This is a genomic window from Methylobacterium nigriterrae (assembly GCF_037106235.1).
Taxonomy (GTDB): Bacteria; Pseudomonadota; Alphaproteobacteria; order Rhizobiales; family Beijerinckiaceae; genus Methylobacterium; species Methylobacterium nigriterrae.
Genome location: NZ_JBAWTG010000002.1, coordinates 252,344 through 270,866, shown reverse-complemented (window position 1 = coordinate 270,866; position 18,523 = coordinate 252,344). Strand labels below are relative to the sequence as shown.

Below are 18,523 nucleotides of genomic sequence, written 5' to 3'. Positions count from 1 at the left end.
AGGTGACCGCGACGTCGCCGTCGCGCTCGGCCTCCTCGCGGGCCCGGCGCGCGGCCAGCACGTCGAGGGCGCGCAGCACGATGTCGAGGTTGGAGCGGGGCTGGGTGTCGTCGAGGCGGATCAGGATGTCGCCGGCCTTGACGCGGTCGCCCTCGCGCACCCGCAGCTCGCCGACCGTGCCGCCGGTCGGGTGCTGCACCTTCTTGACCGCGCTCTCGACCACGAGCTTGCCGGCGGTGATCACCGCCCCGTCGATCTTCGTGAAGCTCGCCCAGCCGCCGACCCCGCCCACCAGGGCCAGAACGATCAGACCCGTGATGCGGACCTGCCGGCGAATCGCCGTGCGCGCTGCCGTGCCCGCACGGCGCCGCTCGTCGGCGGGAAGGATGGCGATGTTGGCTGGGATGACGGTGGACATTGGGCGCTCTCCTGCGGGATGGGCATGAGGCATGTCTTAGAGGGCCAGCGGCGAGGGTCCGTGAGCCTGCTCACACAGGCTCAGGATCCAGGGCCATGCGGGATCGCGCCAGCGCGTATCGTCCGCCTTCGGTGTGTCGATCCAACGCGGCTGCCGCGACACGAACGGCCGTGCTCGAGGAGCGTGCGCGCAGTCGCGGCCGCACGATGCCTGCGCGTCCGTTGCGCGACGAACCGCTCGGCCGATGGCCGCGCGGTGACCGTCGGGCATCGCTGAACGCCGGGGCTGGCCACGCTCGCTCAGTGGAGCTGGGTGCGGATCCAGTTCGGCGGCAGCAGGTCGCCGTCCTCCGTGACGATCCAGGGATGGCGACCAGGCTCGATCAGAATGTCGCCTGCCGCGGCGATTGCCTCGCGCAGGCTTCCGAACCGCTCCGGGTCGGTCGGGAAGAAGTGCTCGGGTCCGACATGCCAGACCTTGAGAGAGGCGGGACGCTCGAAGGCTTCGGTTTCCATCTCGATGATCCTCTGTTCGATGCGCCGAACCGCCGCTTTCCGAGGGCGGGGCATGAGCCCGGGAGCAGGTGGCGGGTCGCGGACCGTTCGGTGTCCGGGGTCCGGTCTCCCGCGGCGGCTGTCTCCGGGAATGCCCCGTTGTAGCGGCTGGACCGCCCCGTTTCCGTGACCCGCCTCACACCCGCCGGCGGCCGCCCGAGGACGAGTAGCTCCCGCCGGACCGGGCCCGGCGGGAGCGTGGTTCGGGTCCGGTCGGACCGGTGTCGTCTCAGTAGAAGGAGATGTCGCCGTGCGGGTCGCCGCCCTTGACCACGATGTCGTGGTAGCCGCTGTCGCTGGTCGAGTTGTAGGTCACGACGAAGTTGCCGTCCTTCTGCCAGATGCTGTAGGAGCCGTCGGCGGGCGCGTTGGTGCCGCTCGCGTCGTAGGTGTACGAGCCCTTCAGGAAGATCTGGTCGGAATCGGTAAAGTCGGTGATGGTATCGGCCTTGCCCTGATAGACGTCGCCGGTGTCCTGCGTGTCGAAGTAGAAGTAGTCGGCGCTGCCGTCGTTGCCGCCGGAGAGCGTGTCGACGCCCTTGCCGCCGTACAGGTCGTCGAAGCTGGCGCCACCGTAGAGGGTGTCGTTGCCGTCGCCGCCGTACATGATGTCGTAGCCGGCGCCGCCGCTCATGTAGTCGTTGCCGGCGCCGCCGTAGAGATGGTCGTTGCCGTTCTCGCCGTAGAGGTAGTCGTTGCCGTTGCCGCCGTAGAGGTAGTCGGCGCCGTCGTAGCCGAGCAGCGTGTCGTTGCCGTTCTCACCGTAGAGGGTGTCGTTGCCGGTCCAGCCGTCGAGGGTGTCGTTGCCGTCCCAGCCGTACATCGTGTCGTTGCCGGCATCGCCGAAGCCGTAATCGTCGCTGTTGCCGTAGCCGATGAAGTCGATGTAGTCGTTGCCGACAGTGCCATACTTCGAAGCCATGGTGCATTCTCCTGTGTTTTGATAGAATTTATGATCAGGGCTTTTATCGAGATGGGCTCAAAGCTTGTCCCGAAGCCGAGAACTGATTTACAGGAGAGCCGGCATGGTAACTGTGACCGGCATCACAGTTGCTGAAGATCGAAAATTTGGTTGCTGACGATGGCCGCCGCCGAGGGGGCTCAGCTGGCGAACAGGCGCTCCGCGGCGGCCGGATCGGGGCCGGGCGCCGCGCTGATCCGCGCTCTCGTTCTCAAGGATGTCGCGCCGGGGCGGGGCTCACGAATCATCTGCCCCGCGCGTGAGCGGCGGACCGCGCCCCGGCCCTTTCCGGCGGACGCGGCCCGCGGGCTCAGGTGCCGCAGAAGGTGCGGTGCACGCGCTCGTGCTCCCCGGGCGGGTCGGCGTAATGCGCGCGGGCTGGCTGCTCCTCGTAGGGGTTCGCCAGCACCTCGAGCAGCTCCGCGAACGGCGCGAAGTCGTCCCGCTCCACGGCCGCCGCGATCACGGCCTCGATCCGGTGGTTGCGCGGGATGAAGGCGGGATTGACCCGGCGCATCGCCGCCCGGCGCTCTTCGCCCGCGCGAGGCTCCTCGTCGAGGCGCCGGCGCCAGCGCCCGGCCCAGGCGTCGTAGGCGGTGGGATCCTCGAACAGGGCGCGCATGTCCGCATCGCCCGCTGGGCCGGCCGCCGCGTCGGCGAGGCGCCGGAAGGTGAGCGTGAAATCGGCCCGCCCTGCCCGCATGGCCTCCAGCAGGTCCGCGGCCAGCTCCGCGTCCTCCTCGCGCTCGCTGAACAGGCCGAGCTTGCGCCGCAGGCCGCCGTGATAGGCGCCCGCGAAGCGGGGTCCGAAGGCGCCGAGCGCCTCCTCGGCGACGGCGACCGCCGCGTCGGTCCCGTCGGCGAGGAGCGGCAGCAGCGCCTCGGCGAGCCGCGTCAGGTTCCAGAGCGCGATCCGGGGCTGGTTGCCGTAGGCGTAGCGGCCGTGCTGGTCGATGGCGCTGAAGACGGCGGCGGGATCGTAGGCGTCGAGGAAGGCGCAGGGGCCGTAATCGATCGTCTCGCCGGCGACCGACATGTTGTCCGTGTTCATCACCCCGTGGATGAACCCGACGAGGAGCCAGCGCGCCACGAGGTCGGCCTGGCGGCCGATCACGGCGGACAGGAGGGCCCGGTAGGGATGCTCGGTTCCCGCGAGGTCCGGGTCGTGCCGGGCGATGACGTGGTCGGCCAGGCTGCGCAGGGCCTCGGTATCGCCCCGGATCGCGAAGTACTGGAAGGTGCCGACCCGGATGTGGCTGGCCGCGACGCGCGTGAGCACGGCGCCCGGCAGCGCCTGCTCGCGCAGGACGCGCTCCCCCGTCAGCACCGCGGCGAGCGCCCGCGTCGTCGGGATACCGAGCGCCGCCATCGCCTCGCTGACGGCGTACTCGCGCAGAACCGGCCCGAGGGCGGCGCGGCCGTCGCCCTGGCGCGAGAACGGCGTCGGCCCCGAGCCCTTCAACTGGATGTCCCGGCGCCGGCCGTCCCGGTCGATCACCTCGCCGAGGAGGATCGCCCGCCCGTCGCCGAGCTGCGGCACGAGCCCGCCGAACTGGTGGCCCGCATAGGCTGCCGCGAGCGGCTCGGAGCCTTCCGCGACGCCGTTGCCCGAGAGCATCGCGAGGCCCTCCGGGCCTGCGAGCCAGCCGGGATCGAGCCCCAGCGCGAGGGCGAGGTCGCGGTTCAGCCGGATCAGCCGCGGCGCGGCCACCGACGTCGGCGGCAGGCGCGCGAAGAACCGATCCGGCAGGCGCGCATAGCTGTTGTCGAAGGGGATCGCGGGCATTGGGCACATTCGCTCACGTGGCCGGGCGGGCAGCCCGGAGCCGGTCCTATCTCCCGGATCGGCGCCGGGACGCAATCTCAACGCAGGACTTGCTCAACGCAGGACTTGCTCAACGCAGGACTTGCTCAACGCAGGACTTGCTCAACGCAGCGCCTGCCGCTTCGGCGGGCGGTGCAGGGCCTGCGCTCCGCGATGCCCGGCGCGGGATCCGGCCGCCCGCTGCCGCCGAGCCGGCCGGACGAACGGTCCCTCGCGCTCATCCCGGATGCCGTAGCCGATCGGACGGGCCGGACCCGGGCCCTGCACGGCGTCGTAGGGGCCGCGGCCCGTTCGGGCCCGGTAGGCCGCGCCCGCGAAGTCGCCGGGCGTCGGCGGCGTGCCGGGCTGCGAGAAGCTGGTCTCCGGCCGGTAGGCCGGGCCCCAGCCGATCTCGTCGTCGGCGGCCGGATCCTTGCCGGGGAAGCCCGTCACGTAGCCGGTGCTCTGTGCCGCGGCGGGCAGCGGTCCGGCGAGCAGCGCGAGGCCGCAGGCGAGGGCGAGAGTCAGTCCCGTCGATGGGCGCATCGTCGCGTGTCTCCGGTGCTGGCCGCGCAGGCGGGAGCCCGCGCAGGCCTCCGGCGCCTCGGACGGGGTCCGGCGCCGCTTCCGGGACAACACGCGCGACGGCGGGCCGGTTCACGGGCCCGGACGACGCGTCACTGGTCGGCGATCGGGGCCTGGGCCGGATCGTCGAGGTAGGGCGGCGCGGTGTCGCCGGGATCCGCCACGGCGGCGCTTCGGCGCGAGCGGCCGGTGCAGCCCTCGCAGATCGACCGCGCGGCGCGCTCCTCCGAGGCCTGGATCCGCCGCTCGAAGGCGTCGTCGCTGATCCGAGCCCGGTCCGCCCGCGACTCGATCTCGCGGCTCACCGGATTGCTCGGTGCCGCCATCGGCGCGGGAGAGGTCGAGGGCGCCGCCATGTGGGCGGCGGGGCGCTCGGCCGCGCCCGCGGGCGACAGGGTGCTCAGGGTCAGGACGGTGACGAGAAGGATCCGCATCGTGGCCTCGAATCGGGAGGCGCGATCAAGCGCCGTTCGCGTAGCCGAATTGCGGCAGCGTGTGTGTGCCCTCAGGTGTCCTTCTGTCCCAGGACCCAGATGATCATCGCGATCGGGAGGACGCACCCGACGAGGAGAATGAGAAGCAGCGCCGCCATAACGCCCGCGCCTTAGCACGCTTTCGGGTTGCGGGTGCAAGGGTTGATCCCTGCCGCGCCGCCGCCGCCGCGCGCGTCGGTCCGGTTGCGTACGCTGCGCGGACCGGCCCCGGCTACCGGGTGCCGAGGCCGGACCGATCCGAAGCCGGTGCGGGCCTGCCCGGCGCCAATCTGCCCACCGCGAGGTCGAGCAGGAGCGCGGCGAGGACGAAGGCGGCGCCGATCTCGAACAGCCCGGCATGGCTGCCGGCGGTGTGGGCGAAGAGGTAGGAGTAGCCGTAGGCCGAGGCTGCCTGGAACAGGGCGAAGCTGGTGGTGGCGCGGCTCCAGGCGGCGCGCTGCGCCTCGGGATCGTGCGCAAGCAGCTCGTGCAGGCGCCCGAGCGCCAGCGGCACGATGCCGGGCGTGAAGGCGCCGACGAGCACGCTCGACACCGCCAGCGCGGCGGGTCCGTCGCTCAGCGCCGGAAGCATCACCACCGCGGCCTGCGCGAGGTAGGCGAGGCGGAGCGCCGGCCCGAAGCCCGTCCGGTCGGCGAGATGCCCGGCGACGAGCGGCCCGACCGTCGCGCCGAGCCCGTAGAGGATCCAGTACCGCGCGCCCGCGTCGACGCCCCGGCCGAGGCCGCGTGCCACGAAATCCACCAGGAACACCATGTGGGGCACGAGCGCGACGGCGTTGAGCCCGTAGGCGAGGACGAGGGCGCGCACCGGCAGCGAACGGGGCGCGACGCCGCGCGTCCGGCGGTCCCCTCCATGCGCCATTGCCGCTTCCGGCCTGGGCGCGGGCGGCCAGTTCGGCCAGGCGGCCAGCGTCAGCAGGCCCGACAGGACCGCGAGGGCGATCCAGGTCTCGACGAGGCCCGCGCGCAGCAGGAGGGGCACCAGGGTGCCGGAGGCCGCGACGCCGAGGCCGACCCCCGTGAAGATGAGGCCGCCCACGAGCCCGCGGCGCCGGGCCGGCGCGTGCGGCAGGATGGTGGCCGCGGCCAGCACCATGATGATGCCCCCGCTCAAGCCCGCCGCGAAGCGCCAGAGGAAGTACCACGCGAGCGAGACCGGTGCGGCGCAGGCCAGGCAGGCCAGCGTCGCCGTCAGCATCGATCCGCGCAGGAGCCAGCCGGGGGCGATGCGGGCGCTCGCGGGCCGCGCCGCCAGCGCGCCGGCGAGGTAGCCCGCGAGATTCGCCGCGCCGAGATAGACCACGTCGGCCGGCGCGAACCAGCGGGCTTCGATCAGGACCGGGATCAGCGGCGTGTAGGCGAAGCGTCCGATGCCGATGCCGACGAGCGCCGCGCAGAGCCCGGCCGCCGTGATGCGCCACAGGCCCGGCGGCGCGCGCTCGGGCCCGCCGATCGTGCTCTCTCGCGGTCCCGGGGCCATGCGCGTCCTCTCGTCGAACCCGGCGCACCATAGCCGGCGGGCGGGCCGCGTCTGCCCCGGGCGGGGCCGGTTTCGAGAGAAAGCGAGCGTTTTGCCGCGCGAGGCCCGACCTGCCTCAGGCCGTCCCGACCGCGCAGATATCGACCTGAACGACGTGGCCGGCGAGCAGGGTGCAGATGCATTCCTGGCCGTCTTCCGTCGCGAACGTGTGGAAGAGCCGCTCCTCCAGGGCGGCCGAGTCCTCGATCTCGCGGCGCGCGCGCTCCTCGAGCGCGGGCAGGTCGCCCGCCACGCCGGCCGCGCGCAACGCCGCCTGCGTGAAGACAAGATCGAACGCCATCATCGCCTCCTCGAATGGCCAAGCTCAACACCTATCAAGGGTTGCGGCGATTTCGAGATGGTTCGCGCACTTTCTGCGCCTTGGGTCCGAAACCGCGCGCGAGGAGCGCAACCTACGTTAATCGATCGCGCGGGTGGCGCGCTCGGTCGGGCCCGTCGCGGCCGCTTCCCCTCCTCGGTCGGCGACGGCGACGCGGCTGCGCTCTGCCCGGCACGCCTCTCGCCGGCACCTCCCTCGCCCGGCAGGGTCTGCGGAGTGGCGCCGCTGCGAGGCTCGACCTCGGCCCGACCGGAGGTCTCACTCCTCCCGTGCGGGAGAGGAGACACGCGCCCGGACGAGGAGCGCCTCGAACCCGACACGGATGGCGTCGCGTGAGCGTGCCGGCCCGAACGGAACAGGGGCGCCTCGCGGGTCCGGCAGCGTCGCGGAGAGCCTCAATGGTACGGGTCTGCCGCGTCCCGCAGGCCGTCGCCCATGAAATTGTAGGCGAGCACGGTCACGAGCACGGGCACGACCGGCAGCAGCAGCCAGGGATAGAGCTGCACGGCGGCGAGGTTCTGCGCCTCGTTGAGGAGCACGCCCCAGCTCGTGACGGGGGGGCGCAGGCCGAGGCCGAGGAACGAGAGGGCCGTCTCGCCGAGGATCATGGTGGGGATCGCGAGCGTCGCCGAGGCGATCAGGTGGCTCATGAAGTTCGGGATCAGGTGGCGCAGGATGACGTGCCGGGGCGAGGCGCCCATCAGCTCGGCCGCGGCCACGAAATCCTCCTCGCGCAGCGCCAGGAGCTTCGAGCGCACCGCCCGCGCCAGCCCCGGCCAGTCGAGCAGCCCGAGGATCAGGGTGATGCCGAAGAAGATCGCGAGCGGGCTCCAGTTCGGCGGCAGCGCCGCCGACAGGGCGAGCCAGAGCGGCAGCTCGGGCAGGGCGCGCACGACCTCGATCAGGCGCTGCACCGCCGCGTCGACGAGGCCGCCAAAATAGCCGGCGATGCCCCCGAAGAACAGCCCGAGCACGAAGGAGATCCCGACGCCGGCAAGGCCGATCACCAGTGAGATGCGCGCGCCGTAGACGATGCGGGAGAGGAGGTCGCGCCCGAGCCGGCCGGTGCCGAGCAGGAACAGGGTCCCGCCCTCGGGCGGGCAGATCAGGTGCCGGTCACCCGGCACGAGGCCGAGATAGCGATAGGGCTCGCCGCGGCAGAAGAACCGGACGGGCTGGGGCGTCGCGGTGTCGACGATGTAGCCGCGCCGGAAGGTCTCCATGTCGAATTGCGAGCGGTAGGGATACACGAACGGCCCGACGAAGCGGCCCTCGTGGAACAGGTGCAGGGCCTGCGGGGGCGCGTAGAGGTAGTCACCGTGGCGCCGGTTGGGGTCGTAGGGCGCCAGGAACTCGACGGCGGGGATCGTGGCGTAGAGGAGTGCCAGCACGACCGCCGAGGCGACGGCGAGGCGGTGGCGCAGGAACTTGCGGGCGATGAGCTGCCAGGCCGAGGCCGTGTCGATGCCCGATTCGGGGCCATGCGCCGAGGGTGCGGCGGGATCGAACGGCGCCGCATCGACGAAGTGCCGGGTGCCGCCCGCCTCCATCAGCGCGCCCCCAGGCGGATCCGCGGATCGAGCCAGACGAGCAGCAGGTCCGAGATGAGCAGGCCCACGATCGTCAGGACGGCCACGAACATCAGGATGAAGCCCGCCATGAACTGGTCCTGGGTCTTCAGCGCATCGAGCAGCAGCGGGCCCACGGTCGGCAGGCTGAGGACGAGGGAGACGAGGACGGAGCCCGAGACGAGGTGCGGCAGCAGGTTGCCGATATCCGAGACGAACGGGTTCAGCGACATCCGGAACGGGTACTTCAGGAGCGCGCGGGTCGGCGGCAGGCCCTTGGCGCGCGCCGTCACCGTGTAGGGCTTGGCGAGCTCGTCGAGGAGGTTCGCGCGCATGCGTCGGATCATGGCGGCGGTGCCGCCGAGCCCGATCACCAGGGTCGGCACCACGAGATGGCCGAGGAGCGAGCGGACCTTGGCGAGGGTCCAGGGCTTGCCGGCGAAATCCGCGTCGTAGAGGCCGCCGATCGAGAGGCCGAACCAGCGGTTGGCGTAGAACAGCATGATCAGGGCCAGCAGGAAGCCCGGCACCGCGAGGCCGACATAGCCGAGGATCGTCACGAGGGCGTCCCCGAGCGTGCCGCGATGCGTCGCCGAGTAGAGGGCGATCGGGATCGCCACCACGTGCACGAAGACAAGGGCCGCGAGGTTCACCACGAGGGTGAGCCAGAGGGCGTCGCCCACGACCTCGGCCACCGGCCGGTCGTACTCGAACGACCAGCCCCAATCGCCCTGCAGCAGCCCCGAGAAGCCGGCCGGCCCCGGCATCAGCCCGACCCACATCAGGTACTGCTCAACCAAGGACCGGTCGAGGCCGTACTGCTTGATCAGGAGTTCCGCCTTCGCCGCCGAGGCGGCCTCGCCCATGGCGCGCAGCTCCGAGATCCGGTTCGTCAGGAAGTCGCCCGGGGGCAGCTTGATCACCAGGAACACGACGGCCGAGATGACGAGCAGGCTCGCCGCCATCGTCAGCACGCGCCGCAGGACGATGCCGATCATGGCGCCGCCGCCAGGCGCTTGTCCGCCTGGTCCCAGAAGAACTCGTCGGGCCGCTGCACGCCGATGAGGGCGGTCGGGTCCCAGGAATAGAGCGCGCGCCTCGGCACGTTCGCCAGCGCGTTGCCGGTCACCACCGGCTGCAGCGCGCCCGCGACCGTGCCGATCACCCACTGGTTCTCGGCGTGGTTCATCAGCATCTCGCGCCAGATCCGCGCCTGGGCGTTGGGATCGTCGGTGCCGCCCCATTGCGCGTCGAGGGCGAGGAGGCGCTGCACCTCCGGCACGTCGCAGGGCTCGCCGCTGGCACCCCGGCTCTCGACGTTGATGCTCCAGCGGGGCCAGGCGTAATGGTCGGGCTGGGCCGGGCTCAGCTCCGTCGGCGGCATGATGGCGGTCGGCACGGCGAGGTCGAGCCCCTGCGCCGCCACCATCACGGTGAGGCCCGCGACCGAGCGGCGGCGCAGGTTGGTGCGCTCCTGCGGCTTGACGAGGAGCTTCAGGCCGACCTCCCGCCAGAACTCGGCGATGAGCTGCAGCCCGTCGAGGATGAGGGAGGCCTCGCCGTCCGTCTCGACCACGATCTCGAGGGGGCGCCCATCCGCCATCAGGCGGGTGCCGGAGCCGTCGCGGCGGGTCAGGCCGAGCGCGTCGAGGAGGCGGTCCGCCTCGGCCGGGTCGTGGCGGGCATGGAGCGTGCGCATCTCGGCCGCGAAGAGCGGGCTCTCCGGCACGATCGTGTCGTTGCCCTCGCTGCCGAGCCCGAACAGCAGGGTGGTGTTGAGGGTGCGCCGGTCGATGGCAAGCGACAGCGCCCGCCGGTAGCGCGGCTCGCGGTTGAGGGCGCGCCAGCCGGGATCGGCCGTGGTCAGGTTCGGGTAGAGGGCGAGCTCCGAGCCGCGGGCGACCGGCCAGAGATTCGTCCGGTACTCGTGCGCCCGCTCGCCCTCCTTCAGGTTCGGGATGTCCGACATGGACAGGCCTCGGAACATCAGGTCGGCCTCGCCCGCATTCGTCTTGGCGACGAGCAGGCCCTGCGAGGCGACGTCCATGACGATCCGGTCGAGATAGGGCAACTGGGAGCCCGCCGCGTCGACGCGGTGGTAATAGGGATTGCGCTCGAAGACGAAGCGCGCGGCCGGCGCGCGTGTGCGCGGGCACCACGCCCCGAGGGTCGGCGTGTCCGGGTTCGTCATCTCGAACATGTCGTCGAGGCGGTTGTGCATCGCGGTCCAGCCGCGCAGGTTCTGCGCCTTGGCCATCGCGGCGGCCCCCTCGCGCCCGGCGTAGCGCGGGTGGACGCGCTTGAGGAGGTGCGCGGGGCGGTAGATCAGCGGATCGCGGGGGGCGGCGAGATTCGGCAGGAAGCGCGGGTTCGGTTTGTCCCACGCATACCGGACCGTCGTCTCGTCGACGATCTCGAATCTCGGCGGCCGCCCCTCGACGAGAAAGAAGTCGGGCGGCCCGCCTGGGCTCAGCTCCCGGTCGTTGGCGACGTCCTCCCAGTAGTAGCGGAAATCCTCGCCGGTGAAGGGGTGCCCGTCCGACCAGCGATGGCCCGGGCGCAGGTGGAAGGTGACCCGGCCGCCCTCGCTCTCGACGCGCTCGAGGATGTCCGCACGGAGCGCGAGCTCCGCGTCGTAGCCGACGAGGCGCGTGTAGGAGCAGACCGAGAGGTAGCGCACGTCCCGCGCCCGAGCGATCAGCATCCGGGCCGTGCCGCCCGCCTGGCCTTCCCGCCGCCCGCGCGCGGCGAGGTCCACCACGAGGGGCGTGCGCGGCAGCCGCTCGGCCATCGGCGGCAGGGTGCCGGCGCGGACCTGCTCGGCGAGGCCAGGCGGCTCCGCGGTGGTCGAGGCGCTGGTCCGCCCGCTCCGAAGCGGCGTCAGCGCGGCGAGGCCGGCGAGGAGTGCCCTGCGGGACAGGCCCGGCATCATCGCGGCTCCCCGAGATCGAGCGCCACGTAGGTCAGGCGCGCGGGTGAGTAGCCCGTCGCCCGGTGGAGGTCGTCGAAGGCGTGGGCGAGGGCGATGCCGGCGCCGGCCTCGCGCAGGATCGCGTCGTCCACCGGCTGCTCGAAGGCGCGGCCGTTGCGCAGCCAGCGGATGGGCTCGCCGCCCACGAAGCCGGTCTCGCGCGCGCCGGCCACGGATGTCACGGATGTCACGGATGCCGCGGATCGGGCCGCCTCGATCTTGACGGCCTCGATCTTGACGGCCTCGATCATGGCGATGGTCGGGTGCGCGGGGCCGCCGTGAGCGTGGATGCGGTGCGCCGCCGCGTCGTCGTCGAACAGGAGCCGCCCGATTCCCCGCGCCCGCGCCTCGAGGACGCGCCGCCCCTGCGCCACGTGGTCGTCAAAGAAGGCCACCGTCGCGGCGCGGTCCAACCCGGTGAGATCGGCCTCGGACCAGTCCCGCCGGCTGTAGCGCGCGCGCGGATCGCGGTATTGCAGGCCGGACAGGTCGGGATCGAAGCACAGGATCTCGGCCTCGGGGCAGGCCCGGCGCATCACCCAGGTCGTGAGACCGCGAAAAACCCCGGATTCGATGATGGCCCGCGGCTTCAGCGCCCGCATGAGCACGTAGAGCTGCAGCGCGCCGTTGAAGCCGCTGCCGCCCCGCTTCTGCCGAACGGGCGATGCGGGGATCAGGTCCCAGAACGCCCGCACGTCGTCGGCGATGGCGGGCGCGGCGATGCGGGCGGCGGCGAGGTCGCGCGCGAGGCTGTCGCTCGCCGCTCCGATGAGGGTGTCCACCTCGCGCCGCGACAGCGGGCGATGCGACCAGTCGGGGCTCGCCGGCACGAGGTCGTAGCCGAGCCGGTCGAAGAACGGCGACAGAACACGCCGCCGCAGGCGTTCGAGCAACCGGGGAGGAGGACCCGCCATCACGCCGCCCGCTTCACCCTGGCCTCGCCCATCCGGACTTGGTGGCCCGCCTCGATCTTGCGCATCGCACCGGCCTCGTCCGCGGCGAGGCGGAAGGGCTCGGGCCAGGCCGCGGGATCGGAATGCTCGCCCGTCACGGCGGCGAAGTCGAGGGGGTGGTCCGGGCTCGGGTCCGGCACGGCGGCGAGCAGCGCCCGCGTGTAGGGATGGGCAGGATTGCGGAACAGGGTCGCCTTCGGGGCCGCCTCGACGATCCGGCCCCGGCACATCACCGAGATCGTGTCGGCCATGTAGTCGATCACCGCGAGGTTGTGGGAGACGATCAGGTAGGTGAGGCCGAGCGCCGCCTGCAGGTCCTTGAGGAGGTTGAGGATCTGGGCCTGGACCGAGACGTCGAGGGCCGAGACCGGCTCGTCGAGGAGGAGCACGCGCGGCTCCAGCGCGAGCGCCCGCGCGATGCAGATGCGCTGGCGCTGCCCGCCCGAGAAGGCGTGCGGGTAGCGCGACAGGCCGGCGGGATCGAGGCCGACCATGGCCATCAGGTCGCGCGCCCGCTGCTGCCGCACGCGCCGGCCGATCCCGTGGATCTCCATGGGCTCCCCCAGGATCTCCCCCACGGTCATGCGGGGGTCGAGCGAGGAATAGGGATCCTGGAACACGAACTGCACGGCACGGCGATAGGCGAACAGGTCGGCGCCCGCGAGCGCCTGGACGTCGCGCTGGCCCGCCCCGGCATCGAACAGCACCTGCCCCGCGCTCGGCGCGAGCGCCCGCATGACGATCTTCGAGAGCGTGGTCTTGCCCGAGCCGGATTCGCCGACCAGCCCGAGCGTCTGCCCCGCCAGGACCTCGAGCGAGACGTCCGAGACGGCGTGGATCAGGCGGGCCTCGGCGCCGAAGCGGCCCGAGCGCAGGGTGAAGACCTTGCTGATGCCCTCCACCGCCAGGATCGGGCCCGCCGGCGGCACCGGCGGCGGGCGCTGCGGGATCGTGACGCGGGCAGGCGTGATCGGGGTCAGGCGCTCGCCCGGCGCCATGTCGAAGCGGGGCACCGCCTTGATGAGCGCGCGCAGATAGGGGTGGCCGGGGCGGCGCAGCACGTCCTCGCGCGAGCCGGCCTCGACCAGGCGGCCGCGATAGAGCACGGCGACGTCGTGGGCCATATTGGCGACGACGCCGAGATCGTGGGTGATCAGGAGAATGGACATCCCCGTCTCGGCCTGCAGGCGCCCGAGCAGCGCCAGGATCTGGGCCTGCGTCGTCACGTCGAGGGCGGTGGTCGGCTCGTCCGCGACGAGGAGGGCGGGGCGCATGATCAGCGCCATGGCGATCATGGCGCGCTGGCGCAGGCCGCCGGACAATTCGAACGGGTAGGTGTGCAGCGCCCGCTTCGGGTCGGGGAAGCCGACATGGTCGAGGGCTTCCAGGGTCCGCGCCTCGGCCTCCGCGCGCGAGGCGGCCGTGTGGATGCGCAGGGCCTCGCCGACCTGGTCGCCGACCGTGTGCAGCGGCGACAGGCAGGTCATCGGCTCCTGGAAGATCATGGCGATGCGCCCGCCGCGGAGGTCGCGCATGCGCGCGCCGTTCGCCGGCAGCGCGGCGATGTCGGTGACGGCCTCGTCCGGCTCCGCGAACAGGATGCGCCCGCCCGCGATCGCGGCGGATCGGGGCAGGATGCGCAGGATCGCCTGCGCGGTCACCGATTTGCCGGAGCCGGATTCGCCGACCAGGGCCAGCGTCCGCCCCGGCGCGATGTCGAGGGAGAGGCCGTGCAGCGCGCGGAAATCGTTTCCGTGGCCGCGGAAGTCGACCGTCAGGTCGCGGATGGAGAGGAGCGGGCTCATGCGACCGCACCCGCCGCGAGCGGCGCCGGCGACGCGCCCGGCCGGAACAGATCGTCCGGCCTCACCAGCCGCACGACCGGGTGCGAGGCGAGCGCGCCCAGGAGGTCGGCCAGGAAGGTCCGGATCGTCGCGTCATGGACGCGGTGGTGGGTGAGGAGGCCCAGAGGCTCGCCCGGATGCGTCGCGAGCTGGCGGGCGAGCCGGTCGAGCAGCCGGTCCGGGTCGAGGAGGCTGCGCGTGCCGCGCCAATCGATCGGGTCGAGATGAACGTCCACCCGCGCCAGTCCTGTGATGGCCGCGCCCTCCGCGGCGGAAACGCCAGCGTATCCGAGCCGCGCGAGGGCGTCTCCCAGATCCGGCGCGATCCGGTTCCAGGGCGGCACGAAGACGGGGAGCAGGCTCGGGCCGAAGCGCCCGCGCGCCAGCCGAAGGGCCTCAGCCGCCTCCGCCACGAGGGCGGCGCGGTGACGGTGCTCTCCGAACTCCGCGGGTCTCGCGCCCGGCGGCGCGTGGTCGGCGTGGCTGAGCCCGTGCACGCCGATCCTGTGTCCCGGCGCGTCGGCGAGCCTCTCCGCCAGGGACGGCTCGGCGAGCGCCGGGATCGCGGCGACGAGGATCGGGGCCGAGACCGTGTCGGCGAGCGCCAGCAGGTCGTCGAGGGCCGGCGTGTGGGCGATCGCGTCGTCGTCCCGCCACCAGAGCGGGACGGCATGGCCGCGATCGGCCGCCGCGTCGAGGAGGTCCCGCAGGCGCCGGCCCGGGAGCCTTCCCGGGTGCAGGGCCGGCCGGGCGGGCGCGAGGGATTCGAGGATCGCCACCGAGGCCGCCGCCCCGTCGAGGTCCACGCCGTGGGACGCGGCGGCCGGCGCGCCGAGGGCGGCCTCCACGGCTGCGAGGAGGCCGGGCGCGGTCAGGTCGCGCTCGCTCAGGACCCGGGCGAGCCCGCGCGCGGCGAGGCGCTCCGCCCGCAGCCGCTGCTCGCTCTCGCGGCCGGCCTCGAAGGGCACGAGGACGGCGCGCGTGCCCGTCGCCAGGAGGTCGACCGCCGTGTTGTAGCCGGCCTGGCTCACCGAGAGGGCCGAGGCGGCGAGCAGCGCGCGAAAACCCGGCTGCGCCCACGTCACGGTGCCCGGCGCCGCGCCCTCGCCGAGGGCCGCGAAGGTCTCGTCCGCCACGCCGTGGCCCACGAGGATGCGCCAGCCGAGGTCGGGCCTCAGGCGCGCGGCCCCCGCGGCGGCCTCGTAGAGGCCGAGCCCGGCCGCGCTCGACCCGCCCGAGACCACGATGCCCCGGCGCGGGCCCGCGGGCGCCGCGACCGCGCCGCCCTCGTCGACGTAGCCGGTGTAGCGGAGCCGGCTCCGCAGGGCGTCGTCGACGGGCCAGGACGCGTCGAGGGGCACGAGGCCGGCATCGCCGTGTACGAGGACCGCGTCGTAGCCCTCCGCGATGCGCCGGTGGGCCGCGGCCACCTTCTCGGGCCGATCCGGCGCGACGAGGATGTCGCGGATCGAGGCGAGGACGAGGGGGCGGGGCCGGCGCTCGCGAGCCGCCTCGACGAGGGCCGTGAACTCGCCCGCGAGCCCGCGCCGGCCGAAGGGGAACAGCTCGGTGACCACGATGTCGGGCGCATGCCCGGCGAGCGCGTCGAGGAGCCCGCGGCGGCGCAGGGCCAGGGTCTCGGGCCCGGCCGGGCGGCCTTGCGGGTCGAGCAGCGTCCCGAAATCCGTGCCGCGGACCTGAACGGGGGGCAGCTGGACGGTCTCGACCCCGTCGAGCCGCACGAGCGGGACGGGCAGCCCGCCCGTCACCAGCACCGGCTCGTGCCCGGCCGCGGCCAGCGCGCGCGCCAGGGCGGCGGCGCGGGTGAGGTGGCCGGCACCCAGGAGATGCGTGACCGCGATCAGGACCCGCAGGCGCATGCGGCCTCCGGCGCCGGGATCGGCGGCTCCGGCGTCAACCCGGCCGCGTGCGCGAGGCGCGCCGCCATCAGGTCGATGCCGCGGTCGATCGTGAAGTCGCGGGCGAGCCGCGCCCGCGCGGATTCGGCGAGGCGGCGGCGCTGCTCGGGGTCGCGGGCGAGGCGGATGATGGATTCGGTCAGGGCCGGTACGTCGCCCGGGGGCACGAGGAGCCCGTCGGTGCCGGACCGGATGAGCTCGGGCGTGCCGGCGAAGTCGGTGGCGAGGATCGGCAGGCCCTGGCTCGCCGCCTCCATCAGCACGTTCGGCAGCCCGTCCCGGTCCCCGGAGGCGGCCGGCTTCGTCGGCAGCACGAACAGGTCGGCCTCGCGCATCGCCGCGACGACGTCGGGCTGGGCCCGGGCGCCCAGGAAGGCGACGCGCTCCGCGAGACCCGCCGCGCGCACGCGCGCCTCCAGGGCGTCCCGCAGCTCTCCCGAGCCGATCAGCGCCGCGCGCCAGTGGAGGGCGGGCGGCAGGCGCGCGAGCGCGTCGACGAGGTCGTCGAACCCTTTCTTGGCGACGAGGCGCCCGACCGAGAGGATCCGCAGCGGCTCGCGCGGATCGGCGCCGTCGCGCGGCCGGCGCCGGGGCGGCGGCGGGAAGCGGGCGAGGTCGAGCCCGTGATAGGCGAGGCTCACCTTGCCCGTGCCGCCGAGGTCGCACAGGCGGTTCAGCCCGTCGCGCGTGCAGGTGACGCCCCAGGCGGCGGCCTCCATCTTCTCCGCAAGCTCCCAGCCGGGCGTCGTCCAGATGTCCTTGGCGTGGGCGGAGAAGCTCCAGGGCCGCCCCCTCAGGAGCGCCGCGTAGCGCGCGACGCTCGCGGGCGTGTGCAGGAAATGGGCGTGGAGATGCGTCACCGCGTCGGGCAGCTCGCGGGCGAGGACCAGGGCCTGGCCGAGCCGGCGCAGGCGATTGGCCGTCGGATCCCTGGCGAGATCGCGCCGGAACAGCCGCATCAGCCGGCCGAAGCCCGGCTGCCGCGCGGCCCAGGCGAGGCCGCGCAGCACGCGCAGCGGCTCCTGGTGGAGATATTCCGGCAGGTAGGCCACGGGCGCGCGCACGGCCGCGTGCATCGGGTGGCGCAGGGCATCGGTCGGGCGGCGCAGCGCCCAGATGTCGAGCCTCAGGCCGCGCCGCTCGAGCGCCAGGATCTCCTGGGCGATGAAGGTTTCCGACAGGCGCGGATAGCCCTTGACCACGATCGCGATGCGCGGCGCCGCGGGCTCGCCGGCCGGCCTCACGAGCAGGCCCCGAGGAGGCGGGGCGCGTCGCGGGCCGACGCATCGGCCGGCGCCTGCGGGAAGACCCTGGCCCGGATCGCGTCGAGCCCGTCGAGGAGGCCCGGCACCACCATCCGCGAGGGGGGCGCCTGCGCGGGCAAGGCCCGCAGAGCCGCGGCCATGCGCAGCGGATCGCGCCCCTCGCTCTCGAGGAGGACCCGGGCGAGGCCGAGCGCCTCGGCGGCGCGGGCCCGGATCAGCTGCTCCCGGCGCGGCTCGGTGCGCGGCACCAGGACGGCGCGCAGGTCGAAGGAGAGGATCTCGCAGAAGGTGTTGTAGCCGCCCATGGCCACGATCCCCTCGGCCCGGCGCATCAGCACCTCGATCTCGCTGTCGAAGGTGATCGACGCGAGCCGGCCCGTGCGGGCGATGCGCGCCTCGAAGCCCTGGCGGGCCTGCGGGTCGAGGAAGGGCCCGAAGGCGATGAGGGCCGGCAGCGCGATGCCGGGATCGGCCTCGTAGGCCGCGATCACCCAGTCGATCAGGCCCGCTCCGTCCCCGCCGCCGCCCGGCGTCACCAGGATGAAGGGCGAGCGGGTAAGGGCCGGCGCGGGGCGGCCGGGATCGGGCAGGGCCGCATCCCGGCGCAGGTAGCCCGTGTAGTGCAGCCGCTCCGCGACCGCGGGGCCGAGCCCGAGCGCCGCCAGGGGCTCGTGGATGCGGGCGATCCCGTAGACCCAGATCTCGTCGTAGAAGGCCCGCACGGCGGCGGCCGCGTCCTTCCGCTCCCATTCCGGCGCCAGCAGTTCCGGATCGTCGAGAATGTCGCGCAGGCCGAGCACGAGGCGGCAGCCCTCGGCCGAGAGGTGCTCCAGCGTTGGCAGCATCTCGCCGTGGAAGCCGGTGGGCTCCTTGTCGACGATGGCGAGGTCCGGCCGGAACTCCGCCGCCGCGCGGGCGATGACGGCCATGCGCCCGGCGATCGTCCGGCCGAGAGGAATGCGCGCGTCCAGGCTCGCATAGCCACCGTCCGTGCGCTTGCTGACGCCCGGCAGCCGCACGTACGAGACGCCCTCCCTTGCTGCGAAGCTGTCGACCACGGGCGAGCCCGACAGGACCAGGATCTGCAGGTCGCGCCCGCTGCCCGCCAGGGCGTTCGCGATGGCGCGCGAGCGGCGCAGGTGCCCGAGCCCGAATGTGTCGTGACTGTAGATGAGGATGCGCCGGACGGGCCGCCGGGGGCCGCCCTCCGCGCGCGTTACCTTCGTGACTGACGGCATGTCCAGCACGGTCATCCTCGGGCCTGCACGGCGGAGCGGCACCGTATATGATATGCAGGCCCTGCGCACGTCGGCGGTCTCGTTCCGACA

General features: G+C 73.3%; 15 protein-coding genes and 1 pseudogene. All 16 read right to left on the bottom strand.

What is annotated here, in order from left to right; genetic code table 11:
- A pseudogene (locus tag WDW90_RS02895) lies at positions 1-418 on the bottom strand (biotin/lipoyl-binding protein); the annotation flags it as partial.
- A 299-nt stretch (positions 419-717) separates the two neighbouring features.
- The gene (locus WDW90_RS02890; RefSeq protein ID WP_336485751.1) at positions 718-933 is read right to left on the bottom strand and encodes a hypothetical protein; all 216 of its coding nucleotides are present in this window, start codon (positions 931-933) and stop codon (positions 718-720) included.
- Between the two features lie 268 nt (positions 934-1,201).
- Positions 1,202-1,894, bottom strand: a complete 693-nt coding sequence (locus tag WDW90_RS02885) for a calcium-binding protein (RefSeq protein WP_336485750.1) — start codon at positions 1,892-1,894, stop codon at positions 1,202-1,204.
- Between the two features lie 349 nt (positions 1,895-2,243).
- Positions 2,244-3,719, bottom strand: a complete 1,476-nt coding sequence (locus tag WDW90_RS02880; RefSeq protein ID WP_336485749.1) for a protein adenylyltransferase SelO — start codon at positions 3,717-3,719, stop codon at positions 2,244-2,246.
- Between the two features lie 141 nt (positions 3,720-3,860).
- The gene (locus WDW90_RS02875) at positions 3,861-4,283 is read right to left on the bottom strand and encodes a hypothetical protein (protein WP_336485748.1); all 423 of its coding nucleotides are present in this window, start codon (positions 4,281-4,283) and stop codon (positions 3,861-3,863) included.
- Between the two features lie 131 nt (positions 4,284-4,414).
- The gene (locus WDW90_RS02870) at positions 4,415-4,756 is read right to left on the bottom strand and encodes a hypothetical protein (protein WP_336485747.1); all 342 of its coding nucleotides are present in this window, start codon (positions 4,754-4,756) and stop codon (positions 4,415-4,417) included.
- Positions 4,757-5,027: 271 nt separating this feature from the next.
- Positions 5,028-6,296: a YbfB/YjiJ family MFS transporter gene (locus WDW90_RS02865; RefSeq protein WP_336485746.1), complete on the bottom strand. Its 1,269-nt coding sequence runs from the start codon at positions 6,294-6,296 to the stop codon at positions 5,028-5,030.
- Positions 6,297-6,411: 115 nt separating this feature from the next.
- Complete coding sequence (locus tag WDW90_RS02860) at positions 6,412-6,639, bottom strand: hypothetical protein (RefSeq protein ID WP_336485745.1); 228 nt, start codon at positions 6,637-6,639, stop codon at positions 6,412-6,414.
- Positions 6,640-7,070: 431 nt separating this feature from the next.
- Positions 7,071-8,225 carry an ABC transporter permease gene (locus WDW90_RS02855; RefSeq protein ID WP_336485744.1) on the bottom strand — a complete coding sequence of 385 codons (1,155 nt, stop codon included), beginning with the start codon at positions 8,223-8,225 and terminating at the stop codon, positions 7,071-7,073.
- Positions 8,225-9,241, bottom strand: coding sequence for an ABC transporter permease (locus WDW90_RS02850; protein ID WP_336485743.1), 1,017 nt, complete (start codon positions 9,239-9,241; stop codon positions 8,225-8,227). The genes WDW90_RS02855 and WDW90_RS02850 overlap by 1 nt, the downstream gene beginning before the upstream one ends.
- Complete coding sequence (locus WDW90_RS02845) at positions 9,238-11,175, bottom strand: ABC transporter substrate-binding protein (protein ID WP_336485742.1); 1,938 nt, start codon at positions 11,173-11,175, stop codon at positions 9,238-9,240. The genes WDW90_RS02850 and WDW90_RS02845 overlap by 4 nt, the downstream gene beginning before the upstream one ends.
- Positions 11,172-12,128 carry an O-methyltransferase gene (locus WDW90_RS02840; protein ID WP_336485741.1) on the bottom strand — a complete coding sequence of 319 codons (957 nt, stop codon included), beginning with the start codon at positions 12,126-12,128 and terminating at the stop codon, positions 11,172-11,174. Before WDW90_RS02840 ends, WDW90_RS02845 begins: the two co-directional genes overlap by 4 nt.
- On the bottom strand, positions 12,128-13,972 hold the full coding sequence (locus WDW90_RS02835; RefSeq protein ID WP_336485740.1) for an ABC transporter ATP-binding protein: 1,845 nt from the start codon (positions 13,970-13,972) through the stop codon (positions 12,128-12,130). The genes WDW90_RS02840 and WDW90_RS02835 overlap by 1 nt, the downstream gene beginning before the upstream one ends.
- Positions 13,969-15,891 (bottom strand): glycosyltransferase, encoded by a 1,923-nt coding sequence (locus WDW90_RS02830; protein ID WP_336485739.1) that lies wholly within the window; start codon positions 15,889-15,891, stop codon positions 13,969-13,971. Before WDW90_RS02830 ends, WDW90_RS02835 begins: the two co-directional genes overlap by 4 nt.
- The gene (locus WDW90_RS02825; RefSeq protein ID WP_336485738.1) at positions 15,873-17,174 is read right to left on the bottom strand and encodes a glycosyltransferase family 4 protein; all 1,302 of its coding nucleotides are present in this window, start codon (positions 17,172-17,174) and stop codon (positions 15,873-15,875) included. The genes WDW90_RS02830 and WDW90_RS02825 overlap by 19 nt, the downstream gene beginning before the upstream one ends.
- Complete coding sequence (locus WDW90_RS02820) at positions 17,171-18,433, bottom strand: glycosyltransferase family protein (RefSeq protein ID WP_336485737.1); 1,263 nt, start codon at positions 18,431-18,433, stop codon at positions 17,171-17,173. Before WDW90_RS02820 ends, WDW90_RS02825 begins: the two co-directional genes overlap by 4 nt.
- Positions 18,434-18,523 lie beyond the last annotated feature (90 nt).

What these genes read in the sequence shown, in the direction of transcription:
- WDW90_RS02890 (WP_336485751.1), bottom strand. Translation starts at nt 933, where the DNA reads ATGGAAACCGAAGCCTTCGAGCGTCCCGCCTCTCTCAAGGTCTGGCAT.
- WDW90_RS02885 (WP_336485750.1), bottom strand. Translation starts at nt 1,894, where the DNA reads ATGGCTTCGAAGTATGGCACTGTCGGCAACGACTACATCGACTTCATC.
- WDW90_RS02880 (WP_336485749.1), bottom strand. Translation starts at nt 3,719, where the DNA reads ATGCCCGCGATCCCCTTCGACAACAGCTATGCGCGCCTGCCGGATCGG.
- WDW90_RS02875 (WP_336485748.1), bottom strand. Translation starts at nt 4,283, where the DNA reads ATGCGCCCATCGACGGGACTGACTCTCGCCCTCGCCTGCGGCCTCGCG.
- WDW90_RS02870 (WP_336485747.1), bottom strand. Translation starts at nt 4,756, where the DNA reads ATGCGGATCCTTCTCGTCACCGTCCTGACCCTGAGCACCCTGTCGCCC.
- WDW90_RS02865 (WP_336485746.1), bottom strand. Translation starts at nt 6,296, where the DNA reads ATGGCCCCGGGACCGCGAGAGAGCACGATCGGCGGGCCCGAGCGCGCG.
- WDW90_RS02860 (WP_336485745.1), bottom strand. Translation starts at nt 6,639, where the DNA reads ATGATGGCGTTCGATCTTGTCTTCACGCAGGCGGCGTTGCGCGCGGCC.
- WDW90_RS02855 (WP_336485744.1), bottom strand. Translation starts at nt 8,225, where the DNA reads ATGGAGGCGGGCGGCACCCGGCACTTCGTCGATGCGGCGCCGTTCGAT.
- WDW90_RS02850 (WP_336485743.1), bottom strand. Translation starts at nt 9,241, where the DNA reads ATGATCGGCATCGTCCTGCGGCGCGTGCTGACGATGGCGGCGAGCCTG.
- WDW90_RS02845 (WP_336485742.1), bottom strand. Translation starts at nt 11,175, where the DNA reads ATGATGCCGGGCCTGTCCCGCAGGGCACTCCTCGCCGGCCTCGCCGCG.
- WDW90_RS02840 (WP_336485741.1), bottom strand. Translation starts at nt 12,128, where the DNA reads ATGGCGGGTCCTCCTCCCCGGTTGCTCGAACGCCTGCGGCGGCGTGTT.
- WDW90_RS02835 (WP_336485740.1), bottom strand. Translation starts at nt 13,972, where the DNA reads ATGAGCCCGCTCCTCTCCATCCGCGACCTGACGGTCGACTTCCGCGGC.
- WDW90_RS02830 (WP_336485739.1), bottom strand. Translation starts at nt 15,891, where the DNA reads ATGCGCCTGCGGGTCCTGATCGCGGTCACGCATCTCCTGGGTGCCGGC.
- WDW90_RS02820 (WP_336485737.1), bottom strand. Translation starts at nt 18,433, where the DNA reads ATGCCGTCAGTCACGAAGGTAACGCGCGCGGAGGGCGGCCCCCGGCGG.